The sequence below is a fragment of the Pseudomonas sp. SWI44 genome (assembly GCF_002947915.1).
In the GTDB taxonomy this organism is placed as follows: Bacteria; Pseudomonadota; Gammaproteobacteria; order Pseudomonadales; family Pseudomonadaceae; genus Aquipseudomonas; species Aquipseudomonas taiwanensis.
Genome location: NZ_CP026674.1, coordinates 1,300,747 through 1,313,236, shown reverse-complemented (window position 1 = coordinate 1,313,236; position 12,490 = coordinate 1,300,747). Strand labels below are relative to the sequence as shown.

The window sequence follows — 12,490 nt, the reverse complement described above, 5'->3', positions numbered from 1 at the left end:
TACCAATCTAGCACCTTTCATTTCGCCTGGAGTCCTAGGCGACTTCAACTCTCCATAAAAACGATAACGCCCATTCTCTAACTCTTTTGCTCCAGCACTGCCGTATTTCTCATACTGAGTGTAGTATCGATTCAGTCTTTGTTGATTGATCACGCTAGTGGAAGTTTCAGTCAGTTTGCAAACGCATCCAGACAAACCCAGCGGATCAATCCATTGTGTAGAGCTTGGAACATAAACATATAAATTCAGTCCACCGCTCAACCCTATTGGATCTTGGCTTGTAAAGCGAGAGCCCTTTGAGTCATAGTACCGATAACGGTTGTAATGCAGCCCGGTCTCATGATCGTGGTACTGCCCCTGGAAGCGAATCGGGTTACTCAGGCCATGCTGCTTGGCCCACTCCGAACGCTCCTCCCGCACCTCTCCCCACGCCTTGTACTGCCCTGCCCAGGCAACGTTACCGTGCGGATCGGTCAGCTCCATCGGCGTGCCGAGGTGATCACAGTGGTACCAGGCAATCGCATCGAACGCCTGCGGTGGCATCGTCGTTTGCCACAACGGATCCTGATCGAAGTCGTATTCCCGCTGACGCCAATCCGGCTGCCTGTGCAGCACGATCGGGCGCTTGCGCAGGGCCTGGGCCACCGGCACGAAACTGCCCGGTTCATACAGATAATGCACGGTACGCCCGGTATCGCCATCGTCCCTTGGCGGTGAGCTTTCCCAGGCCAGGGTGTCGCCGTCCCAGCCGAACAGGGTGAAGCCACAGCCGAGATCACGTTGGCGCTTGGCCTGGCCCAGCGTGTCGAGGAAGCGCGGAACACGGGCGGCCAGGCGCTCAAGGGTATCGATCAGGGGCTGCAACAGTTTCGGCAAGGCTTCGTCGAACTGTCGCGCAACGCCGTTGTAGGCGCTCTTGAGCAGGCCTTCTCCAGCATTGGCGAGGGCCGCGGCGGCCAGGGTCCAGGCGTCGACTTCGAACTGGGAGTCGTACAGCGCCACCTGGGCCAGCTGTTGGCGGGCCTGGGCACGGTTGGCCTCGGCGTCGAGGTTGCCGCTAGCGGCGTCCTTGAGCAGCCCGGCCAGCCCACCGAACAGTTGGCTGGCGGTCTGGCCGGCGGCTTCGAGCATGGCAGGCAATTGCTCAAGGGCGCCGTCGACGTAGTGCTCCAGCTCACCGCGAAGGTTGGCGTGCAGGTGGCCTTCGAGGATTTCCAGGAACACCGCGCCCAAGTTGGCCCGGGGGTTGCGCCGCAGCTTCTGTCGGGTCAGGTGCAGCACCGGCCGCAGCACCATGCGCGCCCGTGCCAGGCCGAGCGGAACCGGCACCACGCCAATCAGGTTGATGCCCAGGCTGACCCATTGCAGCGGATCGTTGCTGGGATTTCGTACCAGCTCGGCGATATCGAGCAGCGCATCCACCAGGGCGAAGGCGTTGGCCACAACCGGCACCGAAGCTTCGAGGTGATAACGCACCGATTGCAGGTCGAGCAGACCGCAGCTGATGTCCTGAAGCCACTGGTCGACGGCGGCGGCAGCGGCACCGAGGTCTTCGCGCAGCAGGGTTTCCAGCGGGGCGATGGCGATCTGGACCTCGCGCTCGGACAGCGCGGACCCGGGGGAACCTTAGGGCATTTGGCAGGCCTTCCTGGTCGGGAAATCCGAGAAGGCCAAAGGGTATGAGTGGGGTTACCTGACTAGGTGCCAGGCAAATTCGACCCGTACTGTAGGAAAGATCGACTTGCACCCATCAGTGCGTGTGTATCAATCTCGGCGGTCGCGCGCGTCTGCCACTGACGTGACTGGCCAAAAACAAACGTAGGAGCGAGCCTTGCTCGCGATGCGCCGCGCGGGCGGCGCTCGATCTCCTAGGCGCAGAAACCTCATCCTGGTGCCCGTAGCCCCCCCTGAATCCCAGTCAACCCCCACCCATGTCACGCAACAGCTTCTGCTTCCAAACCGCCTGCTCCCCTGCTACCCCCTCCACCAGGTAGCTATAACGCCCAGCCACCCGCGCCGCCACCGGCACGCCATCGCGATAAAGTAGACGGTTACCCGCGACCGCGGGCACTTTCACCCCAGGAAGCAACGTCCCGATCAGGTTCAGCGGGTCGCTGGCGCTGATGACGATCAGCGACCCATCCAGTGCTCTGCGCCTTACCTGGCGCAGCAAACCGATCGCTTCCGGCAAGGCGAATTGCTCACCCGCCAGCCCGGCAATGAAGCGTCCCCCCCGAATCTCCCCTCGCGCCTCCAGCCGGCGATAGCAACGCAGCAGTTCACGCCAGGGCGGCAGCACATCGCTTTCCCGCTCCAGCAGCCGCCAGCAGATCACCCCATAGCGGCGCAGCAGCGCGCGGGCGACGTGTTCTGTACGCTGGCCTTCGTCCACCGGGCCACTGCCTCTGCGCAGCAACGCCCAACGTCCGGCATGGGCCATGCTGCTGGATAGCGGTGAGTGGCCGCGGCGGCTGTTGCGCGATGCGCGTTTCGCCGCCGGAGTGATAAGGCTGCGCAACCCGGTGAAGCTGTCGGCGCTTACCAGTCCGGCTCCCACCAGCTCCTGCAAGGCAGCTTCCAGCTCGCTGGGCAGCAGATGGGCCTCCACGACCAGTTCGTCGAAGAACAGTGCACCCTGCGCGCGCAGCGCCTCCAAGACCCGTTGCGCCCGCCCGCCCAGTGCTTGCGCTGCAGGCTCGGGGGCCAAGCTGCGCCACAGGTTCATGTGCTCGCGTGGCAGCAGGACCAATGGCGTACTGGACAAGGTGTTGCTCGCCGTTGTCGTGGCCAGTCGGCTCCAGGCGAACTGCCCGCTGCGACAGGCATCGTCGAGCCAGTGCGGGCTGTAATCCTTGATCCGTGCAGGTAGCAGCTCTGCTTCCCATGCCCCGGCAGCGCTGGGGAAACCTTGCAGTTGGGCCAGCACATGGGCCACGGCCTGCGGGCCGCGCAGGCGTTCATCCGCTGCCAGGTGCTGCCAGTCGAACAGAAAACGCATGAAGTCCTGCAAACTGACCGGCTCGATCTCCCGACGCAGGCGTTTGACCGTGTAACGATGGATGCGCGCAAGCAGGTGCCGCTCACACCACTGCGGTTCGTCCACCCCAGGAGTGAAGTGGCCGCGCAATACGTAGCCCTCTCTTTCCAGGCGGGCCAGCGCCTGCTCGACGTCAACAGGGCGCTGGCCCAGCGGCGCGGCGATCTGGGCCACGGTCTGCGGCCCGTAGCCACTCAGGCGGGCACGTAGCAGCTCGCTCAATGCGTTGTCCGGGTCGATGCCCTGGTCGAAGCCCGGCAGCACGTCCAGCGCCGGCTCCAGGGGGGATGCCGGATAGAGCGCCCGCAACAGGCTCAGGCGCTCACGCGCCAGCCAGAGTTTCGCTGCGGTCAGGCGCATGGCTCGTCCGGCCTTGGCGAGCTGGCGCAGCAGCAAATCCCAGCTGGGGTTGGCCTGGACCTCTTCATGGCCGATGGCGCCCAGGCTCATCAAGGCTTCATGCATCTCGTCGGCATTGCCCGGTCGTGGCCATGCCTCGTCCTGTACGCTGACGATCGCATCGGCGTCCAGCGCGCCGAGGTCATCGCGGCTGTTCACCGCGTTCCAGCGCCGGTTGAGCACCGCCTGGGTGCGCCGCTCTTCCAGCGGGGCATCGTCGAGGAAGGCATACGGCCTGGCATTGAGAATCGCCGAGGCCAGCGGCGAGGGGGTCGGTAGGTCACGGCTGAGCAAGCGTACCTCGCCGCTTTCGATGCGTCGCAGCAAGGCCAACCAACCTTCGCTGTCCATGGCCTCATGCAGGCAATCGTCGAGGGTTTGCTCTACCAGCGGGTGATCGGGTATCTGCCGCTCGCCGACGATGTTCTCCAGGCAAGCGATCTGGTCGGGAAACACCGAGGCAATCAGGTCTTCACTTTTCATCCGCTGGATCTGAGGGGCTACCTTGCGGCCGCCGACAAAGCGCGGCAGGGCCAGGGCCACCGATGCTGTCCAGCGCCAGCGCACGCCGAACAAAGGGGCATCGAGCAAAGCCTGGACCAGCATGTGTTCGGCGCTGCGGCTGGACAGGTAACGCCATACGTCGTCGAGCTCGAAGCTGTGGCTGGTGGACAGCGACAGCACGATAGCGTCTTCGCTGGCCGCTGCCTGCAACTCGAAATTGAAGGTGCGGCAGAAACGCTTGCGCAGGGCCAGGCCCCAGGCGCGGTTGATCCGGCTCCCGTACGGCGCGTGGATGATCAATTGGGTGCCGCCCGACTCGTCGAAGAAACGCTCCATCACCAGGGTCTGCTGCGAAGGCAGGGCGCCCAGCACCTGACGGGTACGGCCCAGGTAGTCGAGTAGCTGGCTGGCGCAGGCTTCGTCCAGTTCGAAGGTGGACTGCAGCCATTGCAGCACTGGCGGGAAATCGCCACCACTCATTGCCAGGCGTTCGTCGACCCGGGCTTGCAGGCGGGCAACCGCGGCAGACAACTCATCGCTGCGGCCCGGCGCCTCGCCGAGCCAGAATGGAATGGTCGGTGGCAGGCCATGGGCGTCTTCGACACGTACTCGCCCAGGTTCGACCCGCAGAATGCGGTAAGAGGCATTGCCTAACTGGAAGATGTCGCCAGCGATGCTCTCGACGGCGAAGTCTTCGTTGACGCTACCGATGTTCAGCGCCTGAGGTTCGAGCAGCACCGCATAGTCGGCGGTTTCGGGGATGGTGCCGCCACTGGTCAGCGCGGTGAGCTGGCTGCCCCGGCGCCCGCGCACCGTGCCACTGACCGCGTCGCGGTGCAGATAGGCGCTGCGCACGCCCTGTCGGCCGTTGTAGCCATCGGCGAGCATGCGCAACAGTGCTTGGTAATGGCCCTCGTCGAGTTCGGCGTAGGGCGTGGCTTTGCGCAGCATGTCGAACAGCGCGGACTCCGCCCAGGGCTGGTTGCTCACTTCCGCGACGATCTGCTGGGCGAGTACGTCCAGGGGCGCTTTGGGGACTCGCAGTTCATCCAGGTCTCCCCGGCGCACGCCGTCGAGCAGGGCCACGCACTCGATCAGCTCGTCCCGTGACGTGGGAAACAGCCGCCCCTTGGGCACGCCATCGACCTGGTGCCCGGATCGGCCGACGCGCTGCAGGAAGGCGGCGATCGAGCCGGGTGAGGCGATCTGGCACACCAGATCGACGTCGCCGATGTCGATGCCCAGCTCCAGCGAGGCGGTGGCCACCAGCACTTGCAGATCGCCGGCCTTGAGCCGTTGTTCGGCGGCCAGGCGATACTCCTTGGCCAGGCTACCGTGGTGCGCGGCCACCGCATCGTTGCCCAGGCGCTCGCCGAGGTGACGGGTCAGGCGCTCGGCCAGGCGCCGTGTGTTGACGAAGATCAGCGTGGTGCGGTGTTCGCGGGCCAGTTTGGCGAGACGATCGTAGACCAGGCCCCAGGCATCGGTGGACATCACCGCCTCCAGGGGAACCGGTGGTACCTCCAGTGCCAGGTCACGCTGGCGTACGTGGCCGACATCGACGATCGCACAGGGGCGCCCATGCCCGACCAGAAACTGCGCCACCCGCTCGACCGGTCGCTGGGTCGCCGACAAGCCGATCCGCCGCAGCGGTCGCCCGGCCAGCGCCTCCAGTCGCTCCAACGTCAATGCCAGGTGGCTGCCGCGCTTGTTGTCGGCCAAGGCGTGGATTTCATCGACGATCACCGTGTGCACACTGGCCAGGCCTGCGCGGCCCGAGGCCGAGCCCATCAGAATGTACAGCGACTCGGGTGTGGTCACCAGAATGTGCGGCGCCAGCTTGCGCATGGCGGTGCGTTCTTTCTGCGGGGTATCGCCGGTGCGCACGGCGGTGGTGATACGCGGTGCCTTCAGGCCTTGCTCTTCCAGGACTTTGGCGATGCCTTCGAGCGGTGCCTGCAGGTTCAGCTGGATGTCATTGGACAGGGCCTTGAGTGGCGAGACGTAGACGATCTGGGTGTGAGCGGGCAGCGCGCCATCTCGGTCAAGGCCGTCGCGAAAAAGCTCGTCGAGTACGGCCAGGAAGGCACTCAAGGTCTTGCCCGAGCCGGTCGGTGCGGCGAGCAACATCGACCGTCCGGCATGAATCAGCGGCCAGGCTTGAGCCTGGGCATCGGTGACCGTGGCGAAACGGCGGCGGAACCAGGTGCCGACGGCGGGATGGAACAGCTTGAGCACCGGGTGCTGGTGGGCTGGCAGGTTCATGTGTTGGTTATGGAGGGTTAGCGTCGGGTTGGCAAGGGGCCGTTCGTCGTTGATCTTCTGTAGACTGTAGCGCCCCAATCGTCGGCAAGTTGGCTCCTGCGGGTTTGGCAGGGGCTGGCGATCAGGCCCTCCTATGCATTTATTTTCAGCGAGCCCTTCAATGTCCAACACCATCCGCATCGCCGCCGCCCTGCTGATCGACCCGCAAGGCCGTACCCTGTTGGTACGCAAACGGGGAACCCAGGCCTTCATGCAGCCTGGCGGCAAGATCGACGCGGGCGAGTCGCCGGCCCAAGCCCTGGTGCGCGAGCTGCATGAAGAGCTGGGCCTGCGCGTCGATCCCGACGCCGCTGTGCACCTGGGCCGCTTCAGCGCTCCGGCTGCCAACGAGCCTGGATTCGAAGTGCAGGCCGAACTGTTCCGCGTCGACTGCGCCGAGGCTGTGGCCCCGGCGGCGGAAATCGAAGAAGTGATTTGGCTCTCGGCAGAGGAGGCCACGGCGCTTGACCTGGCTCCGCTGACCCGCGACCTGATCCTGCCGCTGTGGCGCGACGGCCTCAACGCACCGCGCTGACCCCATCGAGGGTGGCGAACGAAGTGTCCTTGGCGGTCAGCAGGAAATCGCGCATGTACGGCGCATCGAGCATGTCGGTGCGCACCGCTGCGTAGAGCGTGGCGAACAGGCCTTTCTCGCCCAGGCGCTTGCCCTTCACATAGCCCCGCGAACTGTATTCGTGCAGCGCCCAGTGGGGCATGCCGCACACCCCACGGCCGCTGGCCACCAACTGCATCATCATGACCGTCAGCTCGGACGTGCGAACAGCCGCCGGCTCGATGTCGGCCGGTTCGAGGAAGCGGGTGAAGATGTCCAGGCGGTCGCGCTCGACCGGGTAGGTGATCAGCGTCTGGTCGATCAAGTCCTGGGGCACGATGTACGGCTTGCTGGCCAGCGGATGCTGGTTGGCCACGGCGAGCATGGCCTCGTAGGTAAACAGCGGTACGTAGGTGATACCGGCCAGGTCCACCGGGTCGGATGTCACCACCAGGTCCAGGTCGCCACGGGCCAGTGCCGGCAAAGGGGCAAAGGCAAAGCCCGAGGCCAGGTCCAGCTCCACCTCCGGCCAAGCGTCGCGGAACTGGTCGATGGTCGGCATCAGCCACTGGAAGCAGCTGTGGCATTCGATGGCCATGTGCAGGCGCCCAGCGGTACCGCCGGCCAGGCGGGCGATATCGCGTTCGGCGCCGCGCAGCAAGGGTAGGGTGGCGTCGGCCAGTTGCAGCAGGCGCAGACCGGCGCTGGTGAAGCGAATGGGTTTGGTCTTGCGCACGAACAGCGGCATGCCCAGGCGCTCCTCCAGTTCCTTGAACTGGTGCGACAGCGCCGATTGGGTCAGGTGGAGGCGTTCGGCGGCCTCCACCAGGCTATCGGCCTCGCGCAGGGCATGAAGGGTTTTCAGGTGGCGGATCTCCAGCACGGCTGACTCCGAGGGTGAAACTGGGTTGAGAAGGGATTCAGTTGAGTTTCCCTCATGTTGCCCCTGGCTGTCGACTGGCCTTTGGTACTGACCGCTCAGCAGGGTTCATCAAACTGTCACCGAACTGTGGCAGCGCGCCCGAACAGATTTCATCAGACTCACGCTCTACTGGGGATATGCATTCTGGTGTTTCTTTCATGCGGGCCTTCTTGTTCTTTTTGTGCTTCGTTTTCAGCGTACCGACTACCTTTGCCACCGGGCGCTGCGATGCCCAGGTACCGGTGCAACGGGCTGAGATCGGTGAGTTGAGCCTGGTGTACCAGAGCGTCGGCGCGCCCAGGGACCCGGCTTTGCTGCTGGTGATGGGCCTAGGTGGGCAGTTGATTCATTGGCCCGACGATGTGGTGCAAGCGTTGTGTCGCCAAGGGTTTCGGGTCATTCGCTACGACAACCGCGATGTTGGCCTGTCGCGCTGGAACCAGTTGCCACCCTCGGCCAACCTGACGGTCGAGTTGCTGCGTTACAAGTTTGGCTTGCCGGTGGCCGCGCCTTACACCCTGACCGACATGGCGCGTGATGGCTTGCGGCTGATGGATACACTGGGGATAGGGGATTTCCATGTGCTGGGGGTGAGCATGGGCGGCATGATCGCCCAGCACATGGCGGCCATGGCGCCAGAGCGGGTTCGTAGCCTGACACTGGTGATGTCCAGCTCCGGTGCCGCAGGCTTGCCGGCACCGAACCCTGCCTTGGTCCAGCTGCTGGCCCGTCGCAGTGCGCCGAACCGGCAAGTGGCCATCGAGCAGCAGGCGGACTTGCTGGCTGCGCTGGGCAGCCCCGAAGTCCAGGATGATCGGGCGGTGTTGTTGCAGCAGGCCGCGGCCGCCTATGACCGGGCGTTCAATCCTGAAGGGGCGAAGCGCCAGATCATGGCGATTCTCGCTGAGCCAAGTCGGGTCGAGTTGCTCAACCAACTGCGGGTGCCAACGCTGGTGGTGCATGGCACCGCCGACCCGCTGTTGCCGGTGATGCATGGTGTGCATCTGGCAGCGCACATTCAGGGCAGCCAGTTACGGCTGATACCGGGGTTGGCGCATCGGTTCCAGGAGCCGTTCAAGGCGCCGTTGCTGGGGGCGGTTCTACCCTACCTGCAGTCGCAACGCGAAGGTGTCACGCACATTGCCGGGCTTTGAACCGCAGGCACGCGGGTTCCCTCAGTGCATCCGCACCCAAACCGTCACCAGCACCGTTGCCGCCATCAACCAGGCCACAGTCGCCAGCGCCAGCGATGCTTCAAGGCGCATCCGGTCTACCAGTACGTACAAGGCCGCCAGGTAGACGAAGTAGGGAATGATCGACCACATTCCGAACAGGATCGTGGTCTTCAGGTCCTCGACACCACGCCCTTTGCCCACGATGTAGTGGGCGATCAGGGCGAAGGTGGGAAACAACGGCACCAGCCCGGCGATGTAGTAGTTGCGGGTCTTTGAAAGAATGGCCAGCAGAACGACGACCCCAGCGCCCAGGGCCGCTTTGAATACCAAGTCCACGTCGTATATCCAGATCAGGTTGAATTCAGCCGAGGCCGTACTTTTTCACTTTGTCGAACAGTGTCGTCTTGGCCATGCCCAGTTCCTGGCTGGCCTGGCTGAGGTTGCCGCCAGTGCGCTGAAGGGCATCGCTGAGCAGGTTGCGCTCGAATGCCTCGACGGCCTCGGAGAACCCCAGGCCCTGGGCGGCGCCACCACTGCTGCTTTTCTTGAACGCTGGCAGGCCCAGCGCATAGCGCTCGGCAACGTTGCGTAGCTCACGCACGTTGCCTGGCCAGTCATGGGCCATCAGGCGCGAGAGGGTCTGGCTGTCGAGCGTGGGGACGTCGCGGTCGAAGCGTAATGCAGACTGCTGCAGGAAGTGTTCGAACAACTGCAGGATGTCTTCGCGACGCTCACGCAGTGGCGGCAGTTCCAGGGTGACCACGTTCAAGCGGTAATACAGGTCGCTGCGGAATTGGCCGCTCTGACCCAGCGCGTCGAGGTCGGACTTGGTCGCGGCGATCACCCGGCAGTCTACCGGGATGCTCTGGTTCGAGCCCAGGCGTTCCAGTGTGCGTTCCTGCAGGACACGCAGCAGTTTTATCTGCAGGTTGATCGGCATGCTTTCGACTTCGTCAAGGAACAGCGTGCCGCCATTGGCATGCTCGATCTTGCCGATGCGGCGCTTGCCGGCGCCGGTGAAGGCATTGGCTTCGTGGCCGAAAATCTCGCTTTCGAAGAGGTTTTCCGGAAGGCCGCCGCAGTTCAAGGCAACGAATGGTTGGCCGTGGCGGCGGCTGAAATCGTGCAGGCAACGGGCGACCAGCTCCTTGCCGGTACCGGTCTCGCCTTCGATCAGCACGTTGGCCGAAGTGTCGGCGACATTGGCGATCAGCTCGCGCAGGTGCTCCATGGCCGGTGAACGGCCGATGATGCGTCCCTCCAGGCTACTTTGACTCGCCAACTGGCGGCGCAGGGCCACTACCTCGCGCGACAGGCCGCGTTGCTCCAGGGCCCGGCGTACCACATCGACCAATCGTTCTGGCGAGAAGGGCTTTTCCATGAAGTCGTAGGCACCGTTGCGCATTGCGCCCACCGCCATGTCGATGTCGCCGTGGCCAGTGATCAGCACCACGGGCAGGCTGCGGTCGCGGGCCTTGAGCCGGTTCAGCAATTCCAGGCCGTCGATGCCCGGCAGGCGGATATCGCTGACGACGATGCCAGCGAAGTCATCGCCAATACGTTCCAGTGCTTGTTCGGCACTGCCGACGCCTTCGCAGGCGATATCTTCCAGGGCCAGTGCCTGTTGGCAGCCGAGCAGCACATGCGGGTCGTCTTCGACGATCAGGACAGTGAGAGGTGCTTGGTTCATGGGTGCTCTGCCGATTCGCTAGGGGGCGTGGCCAGGGGCAGGGCCAGCACGAAGGCAGTCCCGCCGCTGGCGGGGTGCTCGACGCTCAGGGTGCCCTTGGCGGCGGCGGCAAGGCTCGCCGACAGGGTCAACCCCAGGCCCAGGCCATGTTCGCCCGGTTTTGTGGTGAAGAAAGGTTCGAACAGGTGCTTGCGTGTTTCGGGGTCAATGCCATGGCCATTATCGCGTACTCGCAGCCGGTACTTGTCGTCCTGCAGTTCGCCTTCCAACCAGAGTTCCGGATGCGGTTGGCTGGCCATGGCATCAAGGGCGTTGCCGATCAGGTTGACCAGAATCTGCTCGAGACGGGTCTGGTCGATGGCCAACTGCTGGTCATCGAACTGGCTGTGCAGTCGCAGCTGGCAGCCGGCGATGCGGTTGCCCAGCACCTGCAGGCAGGCTTCCACGGCCTTGGCCAGCGAAGCCTGGCCGCGGTCGTCGCCACGGCGGGCGAACGAGCGCAGGCTGGCGGTGATGCGGCCCATGCGGTCGATCAGGTCGTTCATGGTACGCAAATTGGTGCTGGCGGTCTCCAGCGCACCGCGTTCGAGGAAGCGCACGGTATTGCCTGACAACGTGCGCAGTGCCGCCAGCGGCTGATTCAGTTCGTGGGCGATGCTGGTCGACATTTGCCCGATGGCCGCCAGCTTGCCGGCCTGGACCAGTTCGTCCTGGGCATGGCGAAGCGTCTGTTCCGCGTGGCGACGTTCGCGGATCTGTCCTTTGAGCCGCTCGTTGCTGGCCCGCAGGTCGGCGGTACGGTCGGCGATGCGCCGCTCAAGCTGGCTGTTGGCCTCTTCCAGGGCTTCACGGGCAGCCAGACGGGTGGCGATCACCTTGCGCCGCTCGTTCCAGGCGATCCCCAGAATCGCCAGCAGGGCGAAAGCCACCGCCACCAGGACGCCTTGCACCATGGACTCACGGCGCAGGTCCTGCAGCGGGGTCAGCAGGGTGAAGTGCCAGGGCGTGTCGACCAGTCGGCGGGTCTGGGCCAGGTAGGCCACTTCGTGGACTTTGCCGTGGGCGGTTTCGCTGTTGGCCGGGAAGGTCAGTTTCTCCACGCCATCGGCCAGTGTTTCGCGGGCCAGGGGTTGCAGCTCGTTAAGCGGCCACCAGTAGTACTGCAGGCTGCGCGCCAGGCGCTCCTTGATTTGTGGCGTCAGCGGACGAACCGACTTCAGCCGCCGGGCCGGATCGCTGGACAGGATGATGATGCCGTTCTCATCGCTGACGAAGGCTTCGAGTCGCGCGCGCTGCCAGCGCTCTTCGAGGGTATCCAGGCGCACCTTGATGACGGCCACGCCTATGATCTTGCCGTGCTCTTCCAGGCCATGGGCCAGGTAGTAGCCGGCTTCCCCAGTCGTGCTGCCGATGCCGTAGAAGCGCCCCGGTTCACCGCGCACGGCATCCTGGAAATACGCCCGGAACGACAGGTCTTCGCCGAGGAACGAATCGGCATCGCGCCAGTTGCTGGTAGCCTGCACCCGGCCATTGGTGTCGAGCACGAAGATCGCCCGGCTGCGGCTGCGTCGGTTCAGGCCTTCAAGGTATTCGTTGACGGTCTGACGGTATTCGCCATCCGGGTCGGTGAGCAGCTTCGAGACGCTGTCTTCCAGTTCGAGCAGGCTCGGTAGGTAGGTGTACTTGCTGATTTCGCTCTCTACTGTGCGCGCATGCAGTTCCAGCTGACGCTCGCCATTTTCGCTGAGGCTACGGATGCCGTTGCTCTCGCTGATCAGATAGCCAGCCAGGCCCAGGCCGATCATCAGCAGGATGACCAGGGGTGGCAGCAGCAGTTGGCGGATCAGGCGGGATTTCACGGCAGGCTTGGCAGGGAGAAGAAGCGAAGGATCGCATTTCATCACAG

Annotated in this window: 7 protein-coding genes and 1 pseudogene; 2 read left to right on the top strand and 6 right to left on the bottom strand. The window is 64.3% G+C overall.

Annotated features, from left to right (window positions below; genetic code table 11):
- Positions 1–189: 189 nt before the first annotated feature.
- Both C4Q26_RS06360 and C4Q26_RS06350 read right to left on the bottom strand, forming a co-directional pair.
- A pseudogene (locus C4Q26_RS06360) lies at positions 190–801 on the bottom strand (RHS repeat-associated core domain-containing protein); the annotation flags it as partial.
- 1,117 nt (positions 802–1,918) lie between these two features.
- Positions 1,919–6,205 (bottom strand): DEAD/DEAH box helicase, encoded by a 4,287-nt coding sequence (locus tag C4Q26_RS06350; RefSeq protein WP_104884030.1) that lies wholly within the window; start codon positions 6,203–6,205, stop codon positions 1,919–1,921.
- A 160-nt stretch (positions 6,206–6,365) separates the two neighbouring features.
- Here C4Q26_RS06350 and C4Q26_RS06345 point away from each other — a divergent pair, with 160 nt between their 5' ends.
- Complete coding sequence (locus C4Q26_RS06345; RefSeq protein WP_023379001.1) at positions 6,366–6,779, top strand: NUDIX domain-containing protein; 414 nt, start codon at positions 6,366–6,368, stop codon at positions 6,777–6,779.
- Here the strand turns inward: C4Q26_RS06345 and metR are convergent.
- Positions 6,763–7,680: a transcriptional regulator MetR gene (gene metR / locus C4Q26_RS06340; RefSeq protein ID WP_023379002.1), complete on the bottom strand. Its 918-nt coding sequence runs from the start codon at positions 7,678–7,680 to the stop codon at positions 6,763–6,765. The two genes, C4Q26_RS06345 and metR, sit on opposite strands and share 17 nt — an antisense overlap.
- 197 nt (positions 7,681–7,877) lie before the next feature.
- Between metR and C4Q26_RS06335 the strand changes: the two genes are divergently transcribed.
- The gene (locus C4Q26_RS06335; RefSeq protein ID WP_023379003.1) at positions 7,878–8,873 is read left to right on the top strand and encodes an alpha/beta fold hydrolase; all 996 of its coding nucleotides are present in this window, start codon (positions 7,878–7,880) and stop codon (positions 8,871–8,873) included.
- Between the two features lie 21 nt (positions 8,874–8,894).
- Here C4Q26_RS06335 and C4Q26_RS06330 read toward each other — a convergent pair whose 3' ends face one another.
- Genes C4Q26_RS06330 through C4Q26_RS06320 form a run of 3 tightly spaced genes read right to left on the bottom strand, consistent with a single transcriptional unit; the run spans position 8,895 to position 12,485 of the window.
- The gene (locus tag C4Q26_RS06330; protein ID WP_023379004.1) at positions 8,895–9,230 is read right to left on the bottom strand and encodes a GlpM family protein; all 336 of its coding nucleotides are present in this window, start codon (positions 9,228–9,230) and stop codon (positions 8,895–8,897) included.
- Between the two features lie 25 nt (positions 9,231–9,255).
- A complete protein-coding gene (locus C4Q26_RS06325) occupies positions 9,256–10,533 on the bottom strand; it encodes a sigma-54 dependent transcriptional regulator (protein ID WP_238346503.1) in 1,278 nt (425 codons plus the stop codon).
- A gap of 47 nt (positions 10,534–10,580) precedes the next feature.
- Complete coding sequence (locus C4Q26_RS06320; RefSeq protein ID WP_023379006.1) at positions 10,581–12,485, bottom strand: ATP-binding protein; 1,905 nt, start codon at positions 12,483–12,485, stop codon at positions 10,581–10,583.
- Positions 12,486–12,490 lie beyond the last annotated feature (5 nt).

Excerpts from the sequence above, each read along its gene's own strand:
- C4Q26_RS06350 (WP_104884030.1), bottom strand. The coding sequence starts at position 6,205 with ATGAACCTGCCAGCCCACCAGCACCCGGTGCTCAAGCTGTTCCATCCC.
- C4Q26_RS06320 (WP_023379006.1), bottom strand. The coding sequence starts at position 12,485 with ATGAAATGCGATCCTTCGCTTCTTCTCCCTGCCAAGCCTGCCGTGAAA.
- C4Q26_RS06345 (WP_023379001.1), top strand. The coding sequence starts at position 6,366 with ATGTCCAACACCATCCGCATCGCCGCCGCCCTGCTGATCGACCCGCAA.
- C4Q26_RS06335 (WP_023379003.1), top strand. The coding sequence starts at position 7,878 with ATGCGGGCCTTCTTGTTCTTTTTGTGCTTCGTTTTCAGCGTACCGACT.